At 71.4% G+C, this 21,102-nt stretch carries 20 protein-coding genes; 12 read left to right on the forward strand and 8 right to left on the reverse strand.

Annotation, left to right across the window (positions count from 1 at the left end):
- Positions 1–114 precede the first annotated feature (114 nt).
- Complete coding sequence (locus O7616_RS09205) at positions 115–558, reverse strand: XRE family transcriptional regulator (RefSeq protein WP_282262570.1); 444 nt, start codon at positions 556–558, stop codon at positions 115–117.
- 264 nt (positions 559–822) lie between these two features.
- Between O7616_RS09205 and O7616_RS09210 the strand changes: the two genes are divergently transcribed.
- From O7616_RS09210 to O7616_RS09240, 7 genes are all read left to right on the forward strand, one after another.
- Entirely contained in the window at positions 823–1,167 is a 345-nt protein-coding gene (locus tag O7616_RS09210) for a hypothetical protein (protein WP_030328857.1), read from the forward strand.
- A 31-nt stretch (positions 1,168–1,198) separates the two neighbouring features.
- Positions 1,199–1,534 (forward strand): hypothetical protein, encoded by a 336-nt coding sequence (locus O7616_RS09215; protein WP_282262569.1) that lies wholly within the window; start codon positions 1,199–1,201, stop codon positions 1,532–1,534.
- A 578-nt stretch (positions 1,535–2,112) separates the two neighbouring features.
- The gene (locus O7616_RS09220; protein WP_088986339.1) at positions 2,113–3,528 is read left to right on the forward strand and encodes a PhoH family protein; all 1,416 of its coding nucleotides are present in this window, start codon (positions 2,113–2,115) and stop codon (positions 3,526–3,528) included.
- Between the two features lie 274 nt (positions 3,529–3,802).
- Entirely contained in the window at positions 3,803–4,480 is a 678-nt protein-coding gene (locus O7616_RS09225; RefSeq protein ID WP_282262566.1) for a transglycosylase SLT domain-containing protein, read from the forward strand.
- A gap of 114 nt (positions 4,481–4,594) precedes the next feature.
- Positions 4,595–5,248, forward strand: coding sequence for a rhomboid family intramembrane serine protease (locus O7616_RS09230; RefSeq protein WP_278137494.1), 654 nt, complete (start codon positions 4,595–4,597; stop codon positions 5,246–5,248).
- 105 nt (positions 5,249–5,353) lie between these two features.
- The gene (locus tag O7616_RS09235; RefSeq protein WP_282306412.1) at positions 5,354–6,322 is read left to right on the forward strand and encodes an NAD(P)/FAD-dependent oxidoreductase; all 969 of its coding nucleotides are present in this window, start codon (positions 5,354–5,356) and stop codon (positions 6,320–6,322) included.
- 65 nt (positions 6,323–6,387) lie between these two features.
- Positions 6,388–8,028: a hypothetical protein gene (locus O7616_RS09240; RefSeq protein WP_282306413.1), complete on the forward strand. Its 1,641-nt coding sequence runs from the start codon at positions 6,388–6,390 to the stop codon at positions 8,026–8,028.
- 13 nt (positions 8,029–8,041) lie between these two features.
- On the opposite strand, the gene O7616_RS09245 is transcribed toward O7616_RS09240, so the two are convergent.
- Together O7616_RS09245 and glpX are read right to left on the reverse strand one after the other, a co-directional pair.
- The gene (locus O7616_RS09245; protein ID WP_282262558.1) at positions 8,042–9,013 is read right to left on the reverse strand and encodes a DMT family transporter; all 972 of its coding nucleotides are present in this window, start codon (positions 9,011–9,013) and stop codon (positions 8,042–8,044) included.
- Entirely contained in the window at positions 9,010–10,041 is a 1,032-nt protein-coding gene (glpX, locus tag O7616_RS09250; RefSeq protein WP_282306414.1) for a class II fructose-bisphosphatase, read from the reverse strand. Before glpX ends, O7616_RS09245 begins: the two co-directional genes overlap by 4 nt.
- A gap of 158 nt (positions 10,042–10,199) precedes the next feature.
- Between glpX and O7616_RS09255 the strand changes: the two genes are divergently transcribed.
- Both O7616_RS09255 and O7616_RS09260 read left to right on the forward strand, forming a co-directional pair.
- Positions 10,200–10,844, forward strand: coding sequence for a DUF4245 domain-containing protein (locus tag O7616_RS09255; RefSeq protein ID WP_282306415.1), 645 nt, complete (start codon positions 10,200–10,202; stop codon positions 10,842–10,844).
- Between the two features lie 194 nt (positions 10,845–11,038).
- Entirely contained in the window at positions 11,039–11,887 is an 849-nt protein-coding gene (locus tag O7616_RS09260) for a hypothetical protein (RefSeq protein WP_282306416.1), read from the forward strand.
- Between the two features lie 268 nt (positions 11,888–12,155).
- Here the strand turns inward: O7616_RS09260 and O7616_RS09265 are convergent, their stop codons facing one another.
- Genes O7616_RS09265 through xseA form a run of 3 tightly spaced genes read right to left on the reverse strand, consistent with a single transcriptional unit; the run spans position 12,156 to position 13,845 of the window.
- A complete protein-coding gene (locus O7616_RS09265; RefSeq protein WP_030328827.1) occupies positions 12,156–12,377 on the reverse strand; it encodes an exodeoxyribonuclease VII small subunit in 222 nt (73 codons plus the stop codon).
- A complete protein-coding gene (locus tag O7616_RS09270; protein WP_282306417.1) occupies positions 12,374–12,616 on the reverse strand; it encodes a hypothetical protein in 243 nt (80 codons plus the stop codon). The genes O7616_RS09265 and O7616_RS09270 overlap by 4 nt, the downstream gene beginning before the upstream one ends.
- Positions 12,613–13,845 carry an exodeoxyribonuclease VII large subunit gene (xseA, locus tag O7616_RS09275; RefSeq protein ID WP_282306418.1) on the reverse strand — a complete coding sequence of 411 codons (1,233 nt, stop codon included), beginning with the start codon at positions 13,843–13,845 and terminating at the stop codon, positions 12,613–12,615. The genes O7616_RS09270 and xseA overlap by 4 nt, the downstream gene beginning before the upstream one ends.
- Before the next feature lie 164 nt (positions 13,846–14,009).
- Between xseA and O7616_RS09280 the strand changes: the two genes are divergently transcribed.
- Together O7616_RS09280 and O7616_RS09285 are read left to right on the forward strand one after the other, a co-directional pair.
- The gene (locus tag O7616_RS09280) at positions 14,010–14,996 is read left to right on the forward strand and encodes a 4-hydroxy-3-methylbut-2-enyl diphosphate reductase (protein WP_278143903.1); all 987 of its coding nucleotides are present in this window, start codon (positions 14,010–14,012) and stop codon (positions 14,994–14,996) included.
- Between the two features lie 40 nt (positions 14,997–15,036).
- Positions 15,037–15,480: a hypothetical protein gene (locus O7616_RS09285; protein WP_282306419.1), complete on the forward strand. Its 444-nt coding sequence runs from the start codon at positions 15,037–15,039 to the stop codon at positions 15,478–15,480.
- A gap of 112 nt (positions 15,481–15,592) precedes the next feature.
- Here O7616_RS09285 and O7616_RS09290 read toward each other — a convergent pair whose 3' ends face one another.
- Both O7616_RS09290 and O7616_RS09295 read right to left on the reverse strand, forming a co-directional pair.
- Entirely contained in the window at positions 15,593–18,889 is a 3,297-nt protein-coding gene (locus tag O7616_RS09290; RefSeq protein ID WP_282306420.1) for a S8 family serine peptidase, read from the reverse strand.
- A 137-nt stretch (positions 18,890–19,026) separates the two neighbouring features.
- Entirely contained in the window at positions 19,027–20,199 is a 1,173-nt protein-coding gene (locus O7616_RS09295; RefSeq protein WP_282306421.1) for a DNA recombination protein RmuC, read from the reverse strand.
- Between the two features lie 54 nt (positions 20,200–20,253).
- Between O7616_RS09295 and O7616_RS09300 the strand changes: the two genes are divergently transcribed.
- Positions 20,254–21,048 carry a hypothetical protein gene (locus tag O7616_RS09300; RefSeq protein WP_282306422.1) on the forward strand — a complete coding sequence of 265 codons (795 nt, stop codon included), beginning with the start codon at positions 20,254–20,256 and terminating at the stop codon, positions 21,046–21,048.
- Positions 21,049–21,102 lie beyond the last annotated feature (54 nt).

Below are 21,102 nucleotides of genomic sequence, written 5' to 3' on the forward strand. Positions count from 1 at the left end.
GTCCCCCCGCCGATGACGAGCCCAAGCAGTACGAATAGGGACGCTAGCGTGCCCGTTCCTGCCCCGGAGGTAAACGAATGAACCTGACCAGGCGTTCTTTCGCTATCTGAGGAACTACCCTGCTTGATTGCCCCTTTTTCGGACATCGACCGGCAACGTTGGGCGGTATGCGAGGTATCTGATGGTTTCGCGGATGTGGAACTTCTCCGCGTCCGACACGTTCGGGTCGACCAGTCGACGCAGCAGAGCCTCGACGTCGGGGTCCATCGGAGGGGCGGGCTGACCGGTGCGGGGACCGGTCGCGGTGCGGTCCCAGCCGAGCGCCGCGAACGCGGCGGCGGGGTTCAACCCCAGGCCCTCGCAGAAGGCGACCACCCGTTCGGCCTCCGGGTCGCTGGCCCAGTCGCCCCGGACCCACCGGTTGATCGTCTGTCGGGAGACGCCGGTGCGCCGGGACACCTCGGTGCCGCTCCAGGCACGGGTCGCCCGTGCCTCGTCCAGGGCGCGCCGGACGAAGGTGGCGAAGGCGATCTTCCGCGCATTGGCCGTCTCGGTCACCCCGTGACCGTACGGCCAGCCGGAGTCGAGCGCGCGCCCCGGCTCGCCACTGTCACGCGGACGTGACGGTACCTTCGGATTTCCGGTAAACGATTCGACTGCTTTGTTGAGGGGTGTCACGCGGGCAGAATAGATGCCCGTAGTGGTCAACGTAAGGGGACGAAAAGCTGATACTGTCACGCCCATGGGACAATCTACGGTGTGTCACGTGCATGAGACGATTGGTGCTCACATGCGTCATGCCCCCGGTGCCGAGGGGGTGTGGTGACCGAGCTCGCCACCCGCGCCCAGGCCTTCGGGCTGATCGCCGAGGGGGTGGCCGCGGGGCTGACCGCCCCCTGGCGCCTCTACCTCGCCCGAGGCTGCCGTTATCTGTCGCTGAGTGTCGGCGATCGTGCCGAGTGGAACGCCTGGCGTACCCATCTCGGCTGCCCTGAGCTGAGCGTCCGGGTCTACGACGCCGGCGGTGAGATCCGCCGCTCCTCGGTGGCCGAGGTCGTCCTCGACGGCTGTCGGATCAGCGTCGAGCTGGTCGAGGAGGTCAGCACCGACGACCTGGACCGGCTGCTCGTCGCGGATCCCACCACGATCGAGCCGGAGGAGCGATGACCCGGCGTCCGAGCGGGGCCGGAGCTGCCCGATGAGCCCCTTCCTCGCGGTCTTCCTCGTCCTGGTGCTCGGTGCCACCAGCTATGCCGCCGGCCGCCTGCACGGGCAGCTGAGCTACCGCATCGGCTACCGCTTCGGCTACCGGCAGGGCTACTTCGACGGCGACCGGGGCGCCTGGAACAGGCGCCGCCGCGACGCCCAGGCGGCGATCGCGTCGGCCCTGTCGGTCGCGCCGGCGAGCGTCGCCCGCTCGGGCGCTGTCGCCCCCCGGCCCGGCACCACGTACACCGGCTCGTCGTTCACCACACCGGCCGCCCCGATCACCGGGCGGCACCCGACCGGCACGCTCGTCCGACGTACCGGTTGAGGTCGGTCCGCGGGCGACGCCCGCCGACCGCCGCCACGAACGCGGTGCGTCGTCCGCGGCGGACACGCACCGTCGGGGTCACGTCAGACCGGTGACGGTGGCCCCACCGGCCGGGATGCGCGCAGGGGGCATGCATCCCGGCCGGTTCCGCCGCGCCCGCCGCGGTGCCTTCCGGTTGGTGAGCGCCCCGACGGAGGGGCGTTCACCCACAGGTCTTGAAAGATCCACGTCCGACCTCCAGGGGCTGTTTCATAAGAACTGGCCGGCCTGCGGCGGGCCCGGACGACGCCCGGCGGCGTTGCGGTCGCGTTCGGATACGACACCGGTATCCGAACGTGACCGCGCCTTGCCGGATCGCCGCCCGGACTCCGCCTCGGCTCGGCTGCCCTCATGAAACAGCCCCTAGCCGAGAGGGTCCGGCGCGGCTAGCGTCTAGGCATGGCACGGGGTTCTCCCGAGCCAGCCGGTCCGCCCGGATCTGCGACCTCGCGCACGGGGTTCCGCATCCGACCCCGTGTCCCCGGGCACCGGAGGAGGCGGAACGCGGGTGGCGGGTGCCCATCCGTCGGAGCAGGCCTGTGACGACTCGCCGTACCCCTGCCGGTGCCGACCAGACCCCGGCCGCGACTGCCACGACCCGCCGTGCCACCAGGAGCCGCCGTTCGGCGGCCGCCGCGCCGGCCGACCCCAAGGAGCCGCGACCAGCAGGCCAGGCCTTTGTCCTGGACACGTCCGTGCTGCTCTCCGATCCGGCGGCGTTCCACCGGTTCGCCGAGCACGAGGTGGTGCTGCCCCTGGTCGTCATCACCGAGTTGGAGGGCAAGCGGCATCACCCGGAGTTGGGCTGGTTCGCCCGGCAGTCCCTGCGGATGCTCGACGACCTGCGCATCCGGCACGGCCGCCTGGATACTCCGGTGCCCGCCAACGACGCGGGCGGCACCCTGCGGGTGGAGCTTAACCACACCGACGACGGGGTGCTGCCGCCCGGCTTCCGCAACGAGAGCAACGACGCCCGGATCCTCTCCGTCGCCCTCAACCTCGCCGCCGAGGGGCGGGAGGTGACCCTGGTCAGCAAGGACATGCCGCTGCGGGTCAAGGCGGCCTCGGTGGGTCTGCGCGCCGACGAGTACCGCCACGGCCAGGCCAGCGACCCGACCTGGACCGGCATGTCCGAGATGGAGTTGAGCGACGAGCAGATCGGCCGGTTGTACGGCGGCGAGACGCTCGACCTCGACGAGGCGGCCGGGTTGCCCTGCCACACCGGCCTGGTGCTGCACTCGGGTCGTGGTTCCGCGCTCGGCCGGGTGCTGCCGGACAAGTCGGTCCGGCTGGTCCGGGGCGACCGGGAGGCGTTCGGGCTGCACGGCCGCTCGGCCGAGCAGCGGATAGCGCTCGACCTGCTGCTCGACGAGTCGATCGGGATCGTCTCGATGGGCGGCCGGGCCGGCACCGGCAAGTCGGCGCTGGCGCTCTGCGCCGGGCTGGAGGCGGTCATGGAGCGCCGCCGGCACAAGAAGGTGATCGTGTTCCGCCCGCTCTACGCCGTCGGTGGACAGGAGTTGGGTTACCTGCCGGGCTCGGAGTCGGAGAAGATGTCGCCGTGGGCCCAGGCGGTCTTCGACACCCTCGGCGCGGTGGTGCACGAGAACGTGCTGGAGGAGGTCACCTCGCGGGGCATCCTCGAGGTGTTGCCGCTGACCCACATCCGGGGCCGCAGCCTGCACGACGCCTACGTGATCGTGGACGAGGCCCAGTCGTTGGAGCGTGGGGTGCTGTTGACGGTGCTGTCCCGGATCGGGCAGGGCTCCCGGGTGGTGCTCACCCACGACGTGGCCCAGCGGGACAACCTACGGGTCGGCCGGCACGACGGGGTCACCGCCGTCATCGAGGCGCTCAAGGGCCATCCGCTCTTCGCGCACGTCACGCTCAGCCGTTCGGAGCGTTCGCCGATCGCCGCGATGGTGACCGATCTGCTGGAGGACATCCCGATCTGACGACCCTTTAGGCGCTTTTGTCAGCATTTTCAGTGTGGCGCAGATCACAAACCTGTCGTCCGGTTTCCCATCGGCCTCACTGTGCGCAATCGTGTCCCACGAGCGTCCACGCACCATGCGCATCGTTGGTGATCGTTCGTCCCGAGCGGGACGGCATCGGCGGCGGTCGGTGCGTCGGCGCGACCGGCAACCGGTCGGGGCGCTCGTGGCACGGCTGACGGCCCCTGCGGCCAGCGCCGGGCCACGTCCTTGCCCCCGACGAAGGGACCACTTCGTGAGTCGGCTGTGGAGCCGGTTGGGTGCCCGTACGGCCGCCGTTGCCCTGCTCTCCGTGGGCGTGGCCGGTGGCTTCTACCTGGGCGAGAACCGGGAAACCCAGCAACAGGGTCTGGCCGAGCAGGTCAGCCACGAGGTCGACCGGGCCGATCTCGCGTACCAGCGCGAGCGGCAGGCCACCCACCAGGTGAAGTTCGCCCAGCAGCGGGCCGCCGAATACCAGGCCAAGCTGCGCGCGGCGCAGGCCGCCAAGGAAGCCGCCGAGCGGGCCCGCCGGGCCGAGGCCGCCGCGGCGTCCCGCAAGCGCGAGCGCGACGCGGCGAACGCTCCCACGAAGCCGTACGACGGGCCGATCCCGGCGTCCTGCGAGGAGTACAGCGGCAACCGCAAGATCGGCTGCGCACTGATGATCGACTCGGGCTTCGGCATCGCCGAGTTCCCCTGCCTGGAGAAGCTCTGGAACAAGGAGAGCGGCTGGAACCACAAGGCCCGCAACTCCTCGTCCGGCGCGTACGGCATCCCGCAGGCGTACCCGGGCAACAAGATGAGCGCCTTCGGCGACGACTGGCAGACGAACCCGGCCACCCAGATCAAGTGGGGGCTGAGCTACATCAAGGGCCGGTACAAGACGCCCTGCGGCGCCTGGACCTACTTCCAGAACAACAACCACTACTAGGCGGATCGACGGCAGGGCGGGTGGCAGTCCACCGCCCTGCCGTCGCCCGTACAGCGGTCTGCTCGTACGGGACGCGAGTGGCGGTCGCCCGCTTTTGCTGATAGCAGTTGTAGCGTGACCCTGCACCCGTCAAACGGCGACCCCTACCGGTTCGGCACCGAGGCGTTCTACGCCGCGCTCGGCCGGGCCTTCGTCGCCATGTGCGCGGTGGTCCCGTTCCTCTTCCTCATCGAGGCCGCCGACCAGGGCCTCGCGTTCGGCCTGGACGCCACGGCCGGCATCATCCCGCAACGCATCGACGGGCTGGACGGTGTCTTCTTCTCCCCGTTCCTGCACCACGGCTTCGACCACCTCTACAGCAACAGCATCCCGCTGATCCTGCTGGGCACGTTCGTCCTGGCCGCCGGAGCGCGCCGCTTCCTCTGGTCGACGCTCGTCATCATCCTGGTCAGCGGTCTCGGCGTCTGGTTCACCGGCTCGCCCAACTCGGTGGTGGTCGGCGCGAGCGGCGTCATCTTCGGCTACCTCGGCATCCTGCTCACCCGGGGCATCGTCGAGCGGAGCTGGTGGAACTTCGCTGTCGTCCTCCTGGTCGGCCTGCTCTACGGCTGGCAACTGGTCGGCATCCTCCCCACCGACGAGCGGATCTCCTGGCAGGGGCACCTGTTCGGGCTGCTCGGCGGTGTCGTCGCGGCGATCCTGTTCCGGCGACGGCGGCCCACCGTGGAGGGGCCGGACTACTCGGGCTCCACCCTCAGCCTGCCCTGACCGAATCCTCGGCGCGCCCCTGGGACGTCCTTGCCCGACCGCCGCCGCCCGCCTACGGTCGAGATCAGCAAGCGTTGATCCGTAAGCGGAAAGCGACGGTGCGCCATGCGTGAGGTCGATGTCGCCGTGATCGGGGCCGGTCCGGCCGGGCTCTTCGCCGCGTACTACGCCGGGTTCCGGGGTCTGTCGGTGGCGGTGATCGACGCGCTGCCGGAGCCGGGCGGTCAGGTCACCGCGATGTACCCGGAGAAGTTGATCCTCGACGTGGCCGGCTTTCCCGCCGTCAAGGGCCGTGACCTGGTGGCCAACCTCGTCGCCCAGGCGGCTCCGTTCAATCCCCGATACCTGCTGGGCAGCCGAGCCGAGAAACTCTCGTACGCCGACGGTCGACCGGTGCTCGGCCTGGCCGGAGGCGAGCAGCTCAGCTGCGGGGCGGTCGTGATCACCGGTGGGCTCGGCAGCTTCAGCCCTCGGCCGCTGCCGTGCGCGGACGGGGCTCCCGGCACGGGGATCGTCTACTTCGTCACCGAGCCCGCCGAGCTGGCCGACCGGGACGTGCTGATCGTCGGCGGCGGCGACTCCGCCTTCGACTGGGCTTTGACGCTGCAACCGTTGGCCCGTTCGGTGACCCTGGTGCACCGACGGGAGAAGTTCCGGGCCCACGCCTCGACTGTCGCCCGGGTGCTGTCGCTGCCGATACGCGTGGTGGTCAACGCCGAGGTCACCCGGCTGCTCGGCGACACCACGGTGACCGGCGCCGAGGTGACGGTGCGGGGCGGCGCGGCCGAGACGCTGCCGGTGGACATCGTGGTGGCGGCCCTCGGCTTCACCGCCGACCTGGGCCCGCTCGCCGAGTGGGGGCTCCACCTGGACCGGCGGCACATCCTGGTGGACAGCGCGATGGCGACGAACCTGCCGAGGGTCTTCGCGGCCGGTGACATCACCGAATACCCGGGCAAGGTCCGGCTGATCGCGACCGGCTTCGGCGAGGCGGCGACAGCCGTCAACAACGCCGCCGTGGCGATCGACCCGAGCGCACACCTCTTCCCGGGGCACTCCTCCGACGCCGGCTGACCGTCGGTACCGGAAGCAGACCGGCCCGTAGCCGGACCGAGACGCACTCACCGGACCCTGAGTGAATGACCGGTCCCGAGGCACGGCTCGACGGCGCACCGACGACCCTGTCCTGGCTCTGCCACCCCACCACGCTGCTCGCCCTGGTCCTGCTGCTGGTCAACGACCACGTGTGGAAGCCAGCCTTCCCCGGGCTGCTGACCGGCAAGCTGAGCGACGTCGCCGGGCTGGTGCTCGCTCCGCCGCTGGTCGCGGTGTTGCTGACCCTCCTGGTGCCGCGAATGCCGGCCCGGATCGCCGCGGTGGCCGGCCTGGTCGCGGTGGGCGCCGGGTTCGCGATGGTCAAATCCAACGGGTACGCGGCCGAACTCGCCTCCTCGGCCTGGACTGTGCTGGCCGGGCCGTCGCTGGTCCGGGCCGACTGGACCGACCTGCTCACCCTGCCGGCCCTCGGCCTGGCCTCGTGGAGCTGGACGCGAGCCCGCGAGCGTCCGGTGCGGCAGCGGGCCGCGCGGGTGGCCCGGATGCTCGTGGTGCTGCCACCGGCGTTGCTGGCCGTGGCCGCCACCAGCGCCGTCTGGTACCCCTACGCCCTGGGAACCGCGATGCTCGACGGCAAGCCTGCGATCTCGGTCGGCAGCGGCTACAGCTCACAGAACTGGCCGACCAGTCCGTCGGACGGGGTGTGGGCGGTCAGCGACAGCGGCGCGGCCACCTGGCGGGCGGCCACAGTAGACGAGCAGCAGCGGCTGAACGATCAGGACTCGCCGCGTCGGCAGGGCTGCGCACCAGACGATTCCCGCCGTTGCTACCGGGTGGTCACCGGGCACCTGCGGGTGGAGCAGAGCGACGACGCCGGGGTCACCTGGCGGGTGGCCTGGGAGGTGCCGGACGGGAAGCGGGAGGCGCTGGCCCGCCAGTCAGACAATCCGGGCGACATCGGCCGCCACTTCGCCTCCCGCGAACTGATCGTCCATCCCCTCGCCGGCGGTGGCCACGAGGTGCTGGTCGCCAACGGCCGGGACGGCTTCCTCCGTCGCCTGCCGGACGGGGAATGGCAGCGGGACGGCTTCCTGTTCGAGGGCGGCCGTAGCGCGATCCACTGGGAGGACCCGCCCAGCCTGGACGGCAGCAGCCCTCGCACCCGGACGTTCGATCTGCTGCTCGCCGTGGTGCTCGCCGTGAGCCTCGGCGCCCTGGTCGTCCTGGTGGCGAGTTCGCTCGCCGTCCGCCGTGCGGGTGGCGGGATCCGGTGGGGGTTGGTCGGAGCCCTGCCGATGCTGCTCTCGGGCCTCGCGTTGTCGGCGTTCTGGCCCCGGGCTGACGATTTCGTCGGGGTGTCGTTCATGTTGGCCGCCACCCTGGCGGTGGGCATCGCGCCGGCCGTCGTCGTGTCCGTTCGCGCCTGGTACCAGGGCGCGACGACGCGCTGGGTCGGCTGGACGCTGGCCGGCCTCGTGTTCACCGTCCTCCTGGCCGGAGTGCCGCTGATCGGCTGGGTGAACGGCAACCCGCCGGACACCCGGTCGGCCGTGTCGTTGGCTCTGCTGGCCACCGTGCCGGGCCTGGTGCTGGCCGTCCTGACCTCCGGGCTGGTCGACCCGACCCCGACGCGCGGCCGACGGAACAAGCCGCCCTACCTGCCCAGTCCGCCCTATCCGCCGCCGTACGCGCCGCATCCGCACCAGCGGGTGCCGCCGCCCTGACCCCGACCCGGTGTCAGCGGCGGGCGGGTGGCGCCAGCGCGGCGACCAGCACGGCGACCATCGTCAGCGCCGCCCCGAGCAGGGTGTTCAGGCCGGGGTGCGAGGCCGCGGTGGGCAGCAGCAGGTCCAGCAGCACGGCCCCCACGATCTGCCCGGCGATGGTGGCCAAACCGAGCAGCAGCACCCCGGTGAACCGCACGATCGCGGCGGCGATCGCGATGAACACGATGCCGATCGGGCCGCCCAGGTAGAGCCACGGCTCGGTGGGTAACTGCCCGGTGGGCCAACCGCGTACCGCCGTGTCGATCGTGAACGCCACGAGCAGGGTGACAGTGCCGACGGTGAAGTTGACCAGGGTGGCCGTCAACGCGCTGTCGGCCGCGGCCCGGACCTGTCCGTTGACCGCCTGTTGCCAGGCGATGGCCACCCCGGCGAGCAGGGGCAGCAGGGCGAGCGCCAGCATGCCCGGGTCTTCGAGCCGGTCACCGACCGCCAGGACGACAGCCAGCACGGTGAGCACCGCGCCGGCCAGCCGCTGTCGGGTGACCGGCTGTCGGCCCGTCGGCCCGATCCCCGCCCGGTCCACGGCGAGGCTGCTGCCGGTCTGCCCGGCCACCACCGCGACGGTGAAGACGGCCACGCCCAGCGAACCGATGGTGAGGCCCTGGGTGGCCACCAGGAACGCCCCGCACATCCCGCCGAGGCACTGCCAGGGTCGCAATGCGCCGCTCGCCAGCGCACGCCGCAAGGCGACCAGGCCACGCCGTCCGCCGGGAGTGGCGGGCACCAGCACCAGGAGCACCACCAGGCCCACGCCGAAGGACACCACCGCTGCGGCGAAACCGTCGGCGAGGCGTACCCCCAACTCGCCGTTGATGCGTGACTGCACCGCCACCGCGACCCCGGAGATCGATGCCAGCGCGACACCGGTGATCCGGCGAGTGGCCGACAGAACCTGCGGGGCCGCCGTGTCGGCGGTGGTCACTCCTGCTCGGCCAACGGGCGGCCGTCGAAGTCGACCGCGGAGTAGAGCGCCAGCTTCTCCAGCCGGTGGTACGAGTCGATCACCCGGATGGTGCCGCTCTTCGACCGCATCACGATCGACTGGGTGTACGCGCCACCCGCCCGGTAGCGCACCCCGCGCAGCAGGTCCCCGGAGGTGACACCGGTGGCCACGAAGAAGCAGTTGTCCCCGGTGACCAGGTCGTCGGTGCCCAGCACCCGGTCCAGGTCGTGCCCGGCGGCGATCGCCTTCTCCCGCTCCTGCTCGTCGCGCGGCCAGAGCTTGGCCTGCATCGCCCCGCCCATGCACTTCAGCGCGCAGGCGGAGATGATGCCCTCCGGGGTGCCGCCGATGCCCATCAGCACGTCGACGTCCGACTCGCCCCGGGCGGCCGCGATGGTGCCGGCGATGTCGCCGTCGGAGATGAACCGGATACCCGCCCCGGTCCGGCGGATCTGCGCGACCAGGTCGTCGTGGCGGCTGCGGTCCAGCACGCAGACCGTCACCTCGGAGACGTCGGTGCCCTTGACCTTGGCGATCCGGCGCAGGTTGGCGGCCACCCCGGCGTTGATGTCGATCACGTCGGCGTACGCCGGGCCGACGGCGAGCTTCTCCATGTAGAACACGGCGCTGGGGTCGAACATCGCGCCCCGCTCGGAGACGGCGAGCACCGCCACCGCGTTCGGCATGCCCTTGCTCATCAGGGTGGTCCCGTCGACCGGGTCGACGGCGACGTCCACCTCCGGACCGGTGCCGTCGCCGACGTGCTCGCCGTTGAAGAGCATCGGGGCGTTGTCCTTCTCGCCCTCGCCGATCACCACCACGCCGCGCATCTGGATCGAGTTGATCAGCTTGCGCATCGCGTCGACGGCGGCGCCGTCGCCGCCCTCCTTGTCGCCTCGGCCCACCCACCGACCGGCGGCCATCGCCGCCGCCTCGGTGACCCGTACCAGGTCGAGGGCCAGGTTTCGGTCGAGATCCTGCGGGATCCGCGTCCTGGTGTTCGTCATCACGCTGCTCCTCCTCGCGACGGTGCGGGGACGACCGACGGCGGGGCGGTCCCCGCTGTCGGCTTTGTCGCTGATCCTCACACGATGGCCGACCCGGCGTCGGCGCGGGGCGGTGATGGCCCGGATACCGCCGGTCGGGCTGCTGCCAAGATGGAGGGGTGGAACCCGCACAGCCAGCCGACCGCGCCCCCGCCGACCGCACGCCGCCCGACGGTCAGCCGCCGGTCGACGCCCCGAGCGGCGCCGGTGGCGAGCCCGCCGCGATCGACCCGACGCCGCCGCCGGTGGTGTCCGCCAAGTCCGAGCGCTCGCCGAAGGACATGGCGATCTCGCTGCTGGTGCTGCTCGTTCCGATCGCGCTGCTGCTGGCGTTCTACCGGGGCTTCCTCGGTGGTGACCAGCCCACGACCGTCGATCCGGCCCCGGCCATCGAGCAGGCCCGGTCGGCGAACGTGTTTCCGGTGAGCCAGCCGCAAGGGCTCGGCTCCGACTGGTCGACGGTCAGCGCCCGCTACCAGCCCGTCGAGGGGGGCGCGAACCTTCGGCTCGGCTACCTCACCCCGGAGGGCCAGGGTGTCCAGCTCCTGCAGAGCAGCGTGCCGGCGGAGCGGCTGCTCCCCGCCGAGCTGACCGACCGGGCCCAGCCGCAGGGGCCCACCGAGCTGGCCGGGCGCACCTGGCAGCGCTACACCGCCCGGGACAACCAGCAGGCACTGGTCCTGCTGGAGCCGAACCGTACGGTGATCGTCGTCGGCGACGCCCGGGACAACGAACTGCGCGAGTTGGCCGGCTCGCTGCGCTGACCCGACCCCTGGTGGGCAGCGAATATGGGCAACCGGACAGAAGGGTGATTGTCCGACGCGTCAAGCGGGAACAAAGAGGGAGTGACCCGGGCGCGTTGCTCGGCCCGGGTCGCGCGACGCAGCCGACGGTGCTGCTGCGTCGCCCGGTTTCCGGCGCCGCCCAGGTCGTCGGGTGACCCTCTTGGGAGACACGTATGACTGTCCGACGACTCGGCGCCGGCCTGGTGGCCGCCGCATTGATCACGCCCGCCCTGGCTGCCTGCGGCAACGGTGGCACCGGCACCGCCGGCTCGACCGCGACCCCGACGGTGACCGCGTCCGGCACGGCGAGCCCGTCCGGCGCCCCGGCGGCGGGTGACGCCAAGCAGGCCCTGCTCGACTCCACCAAGGAGATCAGCAACGGCAACTTCCGGTTCGCCCTCACCGGGGTCGGTTCGACCGTAGAGGGGCAGGTCCACCAGCCGAGCCAGAGCGCGGCCATGAAGATCGCCATCGGCGGCCCCTCGTCCGACCTGGCGATGAAGCTCGACGTGATCCACTACAAGCCGGACAGCTGGGTCAAGCTGGAGCTGAGCGGTCCCACCGCCAACAGCCTGCCGGAGATCAAGCAGCTCAACCTCGGCAAGTACCAGCACCTGGACCAGGCCCGGATCAAGGGCAACCGCAACCTCGGCTTCGACTTCGAGAAGGTCGACCCGGCGGGCAGCGCGGTGCTGACCCAGGGCATCACCGAGGTACGCAGCACCGGCACCGGCGCGTACGCCGGCACCATCGACGTCACCAAGGCCGCCGAGGCCGGCTCCCTCAACGCCGCCACGATCGCCGCGCTGGGCACCCAGGCGAAGACGGTCCCGTTCACCGCGAAGGTGGACCCGCAGGGCCGGCTCAGCGAGCTCGTGCTGCAGTTGCCGGCCGCCGGGCAGACCGCCGCCCAGGAGATCAAGATGACGTACTCCGACTACGGCGCCGCCACCGCCGCGCAGAAGCCGCCGGCCGACCAGGTCGTCGAGGCACCGGCCGAGCTGTACAACCTCTTCAACTGACGTACGCGGGTGGGGCGGCTCCGCCGCCCCACCCGCGCTCGCTGCTCGCCCGCCAATCGTCAAGATCCGCGCAACTACCCGGATGTTGCTGCCTCCGACGTGCTGTTCACCCGCCGATCCGGCGACAGCGCCGTCAACGGCCCGGTCCGCATCGCCGACCCGCCAAGATCCGCGCAACTACCCGGATGTTGCTGCCTCCGACCTGAAGGAGACAGCAACATCCCTGATGTTGCGCGGATCTTGGGGATCGGCGGCGCGGTGGTGGCTCTTAGGAGGCCGGCTCCTGGCGGGCGGCGTCGATCCGCGCCCGCGCGCCGTCCAGCCAGCGTTGGCAGATCACCGCCAGCGCCTCACCGCGCTCCCAGAGCGCCAGGGACTCCTCCAGGGACGTCCCGCCGGCCTCCAGCCGCTCGACCACCGAGGCCAGCTCGGCGCGGGCCTGCTCGTAACTGAGCCGCTCGTCCGGCCCGGCCTTCGTGTCGTCAGTCATCGCTTCCATCTCAACACACCGCTCCCCAGGCCGCCGCGTCGCCACTCGGCCGGGCCGCCGCGTCGCCACTCGGCCGGGCCGCCGCGTCGCCACTCGGCCGGGCCGCCGCGTCGCCACTCGGCCGGGCCGCCGCGTCGCCACTCGGCCGTCCCACCCGATCGGCGCTCACCCGTCTCATCGGTCGGCGCGCAGCCGTTCCATCGGTCGGCGCTGACCCGTTCCATCAGGTCGGCGCTCACCCGTCCACCGTGGCGGCGAGTTCACCGTCGGACAGTCGTACCCGCAGCGGGTCGCCCTTGCCGACCTCCGCCGCCGCGCGGACCACGTGGCCGTCGGCGCGCTGCACGATCGCGTACCCCCGGTCGAGGGTGGCGGCGGGGGAGAGCGCGCGCAGCCGAGCCACCGTGTGCCGCAGGTCGTCGTCGGCGGCGGAGAGCCGGTGCTCCAAGCAGCGGCCGGCCCGCTGGCGCAACGCGGTCAGCTCGGTCGCCCGTTGCTCCACCATCACCTGCGGGCGGGCCAACACCGGCCGGGACCGCAGCCCGTCGAGCCGGTGGGTCTCCCGGTCCACCAGGTTGCGGACCGCCCGTTCGAGGCGGTGCCGGGCCTGACCGATGAGGCGTACCTCCTCGGTGAGGTCGGGGACGACCCGCTTGGCCGCGTCGGTCGGCGTGGAGGCGCGGACGTCGGCGACGTAGTCGATCAGGGGGGCGTCGGTCTCGTGGCCGATCGCGCTGACCACCGGCGTACGGCAGCCGAACACCGCGCGGCAGAGCGCCTCGTCGGAGAAGGGCAGCAGGTCCTCGATGCCGCCACCGCCCCGAGCGATGATGATCACGTCGATGGTCGGGTCGGCGTCCAGCACCTTGAGCGCGTCCACGATCTGCGGCACGGCGGACGGGCCCTGCACGGCCACGTTGACAGTGCGGAACTCCACGGCGGGCCAGCGCCGCCGGGCGTTCGTCAGCACGTCCCGCTCCGCCGCCGACGCGCGACCGGTGATGAGCCCGATCCGGCCGGGCAGGAACGGCAGTCGGCGCTTGCGGGCACGGTCGAAGAGCCCTTCGGCGGCGAGCAGCTTCTTGAGCTTCTCCAGCCGGGCCAGCAACTCACCGAGCCCGACCTGGCGGATCTCGTCGGCCCGCAGGCTCAGCGTGCCCCGGGCGGCGTAGAACTCGGGCTTGGCGTGCAGCACCACGCGGGCGCCCTCACGCAGCTCCGGTGCACCGGCGTCCAGTACGTCCCGATTGGTGGTGACGGTCAGGCTCAGGTCCGCCGACGGGTCGCGCAGGGTGAGGAACACGGTGCCGGCTCCCGGGCGGCGGCTGATCTGCGCCACCTGCCCGTCCACCCACACCCAGCCCAGCTTGGCGATCCAGGCCCCCACCTTCTGGCTGACCACCCGCACCGGCCAAGGCTCCTCGGCGCTGCTGCGCGCCGCTGCCCCCGCCCCGTCACCCGAACTCACCCGCCCACCCTACGACCCACCCCGTCCGGCCCGTCGATCATGAAGTTGTTGCCCCTGGTACCGGCGTGTCGCGGCGATAACTTCATGATCAATGGGCGTGCGGCGGGTCGGGGTGGGGGTTCTGGTCCGATGGTGGTTCTGCGGGGTGCACGTAGGATGGGCGGGTGACTGAGGCTGAGGCGACTCCCCGGACCGGCAAGCGCGTGCTCCTGGCGAAGCCCCGCGGTTACTGCGCCGGCGTCGACCGTGCGGTGCAGACCGTCGAGGAGGCGCTCAAGCTCTACGGTGCCCCGATCTACGTACGCAAGCAGATCGTGCACAACAAGCACGTGGTGCAGACCCTCGAGGCCCAGGGCGCGATCTTCGTGGAGGAGAACGAGGAGGTGCCGGAGGGGTCGACGGTCATCTTCTCCGCGCACGGCGTTGCCCCCGAGGTCTACGAGCAGGCCAAGGCGCGTTCGTTGAAGGCGATCGACGCGACCTGCCCGCTGGTCACCAAGGTGCACCACGAGGCGAAGCGGTTCGCCGCCGAGGACTACGACATCCTGCTCATCGGTCACGAGGGGCACGAAGAGGTCATCGGCACCGCAGGCGAGGCCCCTGCGCACATCCAGCTGGTGGACGGCCCGGACGGCGCCGACAAGGTCACCGTCCGTGATCCGGAGAAGGTGGTCTGGCTCTCCCAGACCACGCTCTCGGTCGACGAGACGCTGGAGACGGTGGCCCGGCTCAAGCAGCGGCTGCCGCTGCTGCAGTCCCCGCCCAGCGACGACATCTGCTACGCCACCTCCAACCGGCAACACGTGGTCAAGGAGATCGCCGCCGACTGCGACGTGGTGATCGTCGTCGGGTCGACCAACTCCTCCAACTCGGTTCGCCTGGTCGAGGTCGCCCTGGACGCGGGCGCCCGTGCCGGTCACCTGGTCGACTTCGCCCACGAGATCGACGACGCCTGGCTGGAGGGGGCCACCACGGTCGGCCTGACCTCGGGCGCGAGCGTCCCGGACGACCTGGTCCAGGACGTGCTGGCCCACCTCGCCGCCCGGGGCTTCGGCGACGTCGAGGAGATCACCACCGCCAACGAGCGGCTGACGTTCTCCCTCCCGCAGGAGTTGAAGCGGGACATGAAGGCCGCCGCGGCGCGCGGCTGAGAGCGGGAACGAACCCGACCCGGCGTACGTCAGATTCGGTATGAGGACTCTTCGGCTCGCCGTCTCCGCGCTGGCCGTCTGCCTGGCGCTGAGCGCCTGCGGCAGCCAGGACACCGGAGGTGGCACACCCACCCCGACCCCGACGGGAGCGCAGCCGGTGACCAGCTCGCCCACGCCCGACCCGACCGCTTCGCCATCGAGTATCGACCCCACCCCGCCGGCCGGCCCGAAGACTCCGAGCGTCCCGAAGCCGGGCGGCCCCAGCACGCCACCGGGAGTCGGCGCGACGACCCTGAGCGGCACCGTGCAGGGTGGTGTGGAGCCCGGCTGCGTACTGCTCGACGGCTACCTGCTTCTCGGCGGTCCCCGTGACGTGCTGACGCCCGGCGCGCGGGTCGAGGTCACCGGTCGGGTGGAGCCCGGCATGATGACGACCTGCCAGCAGGGCACCCCCTTCGTCGTGTCGGCCGCCCACCGGTCCTGACGCCGTCGAGGGTCGGCCGGCTCAACGCGGCTCGCACGGCAACCCCTCGCTCTGACAGACCGGAGCCCGCCCCCGGATCCGGGGACGGGCTCCTGCTGGTCTTACGCAGCGATCAGTTCACGGTGCCGATCGACACGGTGCCGCGGCCGACGACCGCGCCCTCGGTGGTGACGATCGCCAACTCACCGGAGAGCTGACGACCGTCGGCCGGAACGGCCACCGCCGTCACCGTGCCGGTGATGGTCGTCGAATCGCCGTGCATCAGCGGCACCGCCGTCGCCGGGGCGGTGATCGTGCCCAGCGACGCGGACGCGAACGCGTCGTAGTAGTCGTACGCGGTGCTGGTGCCCGGCCCGTCGACCCCGTACGGCTCCACCACCACGCGGTAGGTGCCCGCGGGCGGGTTGGTCAGCGTGACCGCCTCCTCCGAGTCGCCGTCAGCGGCCCGGCCGACCTCGGTGGTGCCTCGGTAGACGTACAGGTCCAGGTCGGCGCCCGCGTTCGCGGGGTTGCCGATCCGGGCGGTGAACGTCGACGTGCCCGCCGGGATCTCGACGGTCCACTCCTGGTTGGGGCCGCCCTCGGTGATCGTCGGACGCTCGGTGCGCACACCGGTCAACGCGCCGCTACGGCCGCTGACCGAGACCGGGCCGAAGACGTTCGTCACGTCCCAGCTCACGTTGGTCGGCTCGCCGGCCTCGACGCTGGGCAGCTCGACCAGCGCCGGCTCGACCGCCAGGCCCTGCACCCGCACCTGGAGCTTGAACGGGTTGTTCAGTGCCGGCGAGGTCCGCCGCGACTCCACCTCGATCTCCCAGACCCCGGGCAGGGGGTTCTGGTAGTCCCGCTCCTGCGGCTTGCAGACGTTGACGTCGGAGAAGTTGGTGTAGCAGACGGTGCTGGTGGTCGCCTCGACCGGCACACCCAGCGGGTTGATGGCGATGAACCGGGTCTGCGAACCGGTGGCGATCCCGGACAGGTTCACCTGGAGCGCCTTGGCGCCCTCCGGCACGGTCACGAAGTACGACGTGTAGCCGTTGCGGTCGACGGAGCCCTCGTTGGCGTACGCGAAGGTCGGCTTCTTCACGTCGTTGGAGGCCACCACCACGGTGGAGACCTCGAAGTCGACGACGTTCGTGGCCGGGTCGTCGATCCGCATGATCGCGCCGTGCGCGCCCTCCACGGTCGGCTTGGCGGTCACGTTGACGGTGACGGCCTTGTTCAGCGGCAACGCGACGGTCTTCGGTGCCTTGAACGTGCCGTCGTCGCCCTGCACCGTGATGTCGTGCCTGATGGTGCCGGCCGGGCCGCTGGTACGGGTGATCTTGACCGGGTAGGTCTTGCTCTGCCCGACCTTGTGACCGCCGTCGGAGGCGGCACAACGGTTGTAGACGCCGGTGCCCCGACCGGGGTTCGGCACGAACTTCACGCCGTTCCAGATGGTCAGCTGGTCGGCCAGCGGGCTGCAGACCGCCGCGTCGGAGACGTACGACCGGGTCTCGACGCCCTGGCGCAGCAGCTGCCAGGCGCCCGGGACGTTGACCATGCCGTAGCCCTGCGCGTACGTCGGCACGTCCGCGATCGGCTTGGCCGAGGTGAACAGCGCGCGCCGCAGGGCGGCCGGGCTGACGCCCCGGTCGGTGGCCTTGGCGGCCGACAGCAGCAACGCGCCGGCACCGGCGGTCTGCGGGGACGCCATCGAGGTGCCGTTCAGCATCGCGTAGCCCGGGGGCAGCGCGTAGCCGGCCTCGGGGACCGGGGCCCCGAGCTGCCAGGTCGGCGCGGTGGAGATGGCCGAGCCCGGGGCGGCGATGTTCGGCTTGAAGCCGCCGTCCTCGCGCGGGCCACGGGAGGAGAAGTTGAACAGGGCGTTCTTCTTCCGCACCACCGAGCCGTAGTTGGCCAGCCAGGTGTCCTTGCTGATGTTGGCCGCGACGCTGATCACGTTGCTGGCGACGGACGGGTCGCCGACGGTGTTGAGGCCCGGGCCGGAGTTGCCGGCCGAGATGACCAACTGCACGCCGTACGTCTCGATCAGTTCGTTGTAGAGGTTCGACCGGGCGTTGTTGCCGTCGTTCAGACCGGGAAGGCCACCGATCGACATGTTGACGATGTCGACCCCGCGGTTGGCCACCAGGTCGATCATGCCGGTGGTGAGAGCCGCCGCGGTGCAGCCGCCGCCCCAGGAGCAGGCACGGGCGGAGACCAGCTTGGCGCCCGGGGCCGCGCCGTCGAAGACGTCGTTGCCGAGCATGTCGTTGGCGGCGGTGATGCCCGCGACGTGGGTGCCGTGGGTGCTCTCGACGATGCCGATGTTGACGTAGTCCCACAGGCCGGGGAGGCCGATCGGCGTGGTGTTCACGTTCTTGCGGAACTCGACGACGAAGGGCTGCCGCTCGGCGACCGGGGTCGCCGGGTTGTCGGTGCCGAAGTAACCGACGTCGTACTTCTCCTTGTACGGCCGCATCATCGCGTCGTCGGTGAAGTCGCGGTTCTGGTTGGCGTCGACCCAGATGTTGTTGGTGGCCGGGTCGTAGAGCACACCCCAGGTGTCGGTGGTGTCGCCGTCACGGTTGACGTCACCCCGGGCGTCACTGGCGCTGGTGACCGACTCGCTGAACAGGTTGAACCGGTACGTGCCGGCCGGTGCCGTCCAGGTGCCGCCCGCGATGGCGAACGACGGGCCGGTGACCTCGGTCTGCATCCGCCGCCACGTCGCGTCCTCCAGCGGGTCGGTCGCGGTCACCCAGTCGACGATCTTGCGTTCGCCGGTGGTGGTCCGCTGCAACGCCGGATGGGCCAGGTCGACACCCGAGTCCATGATGCCGATCGTCACGCCCCGGCCGTCCCACTCCGGGTGGGCGTCGGTGAATCTGACTGCGCCCGTCTCATTGGTCGGCATGTACGGGTTGTCCGCCCGGGTGGCCTCACCCGGTGCGTCCACCGTGGCCTGCCGCGCGCCGGCGGTGCCGGTGGGGGTCTTCTCCGGTGCCGGGTCGGGCAGGTGGATGACCTCGTCCAGGTCGACGGCCGACACACCGGGCAGCCGCGCCGCGGTGAGGGCCTTGTCGGTCGGGACCTTGGCCAGCACGAAGCCGACCTTGTCCTGCCGCTGGCTGACCGTGCCGCCGAGCTTGGTGAGGCTGTCGGCGACGTCCCCCGCCTCACCCTGCTCGGTGGAGACGATCAGAGTGACGGTCGGGGCCTTCTTGGCCCGGGCCTCGCTGAGCAGTTTGGCGTCGTGAGCGCCCAGCGTCTCGGCAGCGGTGGCTGGGGAAGCGTCAGGTGTGGTGACGGGAGCGGCGGCCGCGGTGGCGACACCACCCACGACGGTCACGGCGCCAGCCGCCAGGACCGACGCGAAGAGCGCGGCGGAGGTACGCCGACGCAGATCTCGGGGTTTGCTCACGTTCTCTTTCCTCCAGAGAACAGGGCCCTCAAGGGCGAGGGCGCGTGGGTGAGCAGAATCCTTCGGTGTATCGACGAGCACTGTCACTACTGGTCAGTCCCTTGTGACCACTTCGTGACATGCATGCATACGCACTGTCACATGGTTGGCTGGCGGGCCGGGAGCTCGTCGGTGGGGTCGACAAGCTCGGGCGCCTGCGGCTGCCGGGGTGTCGACTCGACCTGCGGGGGCGTCGCCAACTCCTCGTCCGAGACGCCCAACTCGGCGAGCTTGCGGGCGCTGACCAGCACCCGCGCCTCCAACGAGCCGACCGCCCGGTTGTACGCGGTCACGGCACCGGCCAGCGACGAACCGAGCTTGCCCACGTGGTCGCCCAGCGTGGAGAGCCGTCCGTACAGCTCGCGGGCCAGAGTGTGCACCGCCAGGGCGTTACGGGCCAGCGCCTCCTGCCGCCAGGAGTAGGCGACAGTGCGGAGCAGGGCGACGAGTGTGGCCGGAGTGGCCAGCACCACGTTGCGCGTGAAGGCGTGCTCCAGCAGGGTCGGGTCACGTTGGAGGGCGACGTCGAGGAACGGGTCGGCGGGGACGAACAGCACCACGAACTCCGGTGAACTGTCGAACGCCGACCAGTACGACTTCGCGGCCAGGGCGTCGACGTGCCCACGCAGGTGTCGGGCGTGCGCGTCGAGATGGGTGTCCCGGCCGCGTTCGTCGCGCGACTCCATTGCCGTCAGGTACGCGTCGAACGGCGCCTTGGCGTCCACCACCACCGATCGGCCGCCGTGCAGCCGGACCACCAGGTCCGGGCGGACGACCTGCTGGTCGGTGGTGGCGGTGACCTGCTCGGCGAAGTCGCAGTGCTCCAGCATCCCGGCCGCCTCGACGATCCGGCGTAGCTGGTGCTCGCCCCACCGGCCCCGCACCTGTGGCGCCCGCAGCGCCGCCACCAGCTGCTTGGTCTCGGTGCGCAGCTCACCGGAGACGGTGCTCATCGAGCGGACCTGCTCGCGCAGCTCGGCGTACGCGTCGACGCGGTCGTGCTCCAGCTCGGCCACCCGCTGCTCGTAGCGGCGCAGCGTGTCGTGCAGCGGGGCGACCGCCCGGGCCACCGCCTCCTGCGACTGCGCGGTGGCCTCGTAGCTGAGCGCCCGCATGGACTGCTCCAACCGGCCCTCGCCCTCCCGGGTGGCGGCCAGGGTGGCGTCGAGGCGGGCGATGTCGGCCGCCGACCGGGACCGCGCCGCGAGCCAGCCCACGGCCCCGCCGGCGCCGAGGCACACGATCACCAGGAGCAGCGTGGAGACGTCCATCACTGGAGCTTGCCAGACGGATACGACGTGGCACCCGCGGGTACGTTCGAGGGCATGGAAGCTGTCCTGTGCCTCGCGGTCGTCTTCATCGCAGTGGTGGGTGCCGGCGTGCTGGCCGGCACGAGGGCCAACGCCCGTCGACGCACCGCACTCGGAGACGCCCGCGCCGACGCGCAACGGTGGTACGAGCGCCTCGGCGGCCAGTTGATCAACCTGCACGGCGACGACCCGGCGGTCCGTCAGGCGCTGGCCGATGCCGGTGAGCGGTACAACGCGGCCGGTTCACAGCTGGAGCAGGCGCGTACGCCGCACCAGTTCGCGCTGGCCCGGGAGACCGCGCTGGAAGGGCTGGCCTACATCCGGGCGGCGCGTACCGCGTTGGGCATCGACCCGGGCCCCGAGGTGCCGGCGCTGGCCGCCGCCCACGGCGTCGGGCAGCTCACCAAGGAGCGCGAGGTCGACGTGCAGGGGCAGACCTTCCGCGCCGGCCCGCAGCCCGGCCGGGAAACGCCCTACTACTACCCCGGTGGGCGTTATCAGGGCCGGCCGGTGCCGGCGGGGTGGTATTCGACGCCCTGGTGGAAGACGGCGTTGGGCGCCGGCGCCGGCGTGCTCGGCGGCATCCTGATCGCCGACGCGCTGTTCTCGCCGGCCTTCGCCGACCCCGGTTACGGCTACGACGCCGGCTACCAGGAGGGCTTCGGTGACGGGTTCGACCAGGGCGGCGACGTGGGCGGCGACTACGGCGGTGGCGACCAGGGCGGCGACTACGCCGGCGGTGGCGATTTCGGCGGTGGCGATTTCGGCGGCGATTTCGGTGGCGGCGATTTCGGTGGCGGCGACTTCTGACCCCGCCCGGTCCGTCGATCATGGAGCTGTGGTGACCGCGTCGCCCTAGTCAGC

Source organism: Micromonospora sp. WMMD964, assembly GCF_029581455.1.
Taxonomy (GTDB): Bacteria; Actinomycetota; Actinomycetes; order Mycobacteriales; family Micromonosporaceae; genus Micromonospora.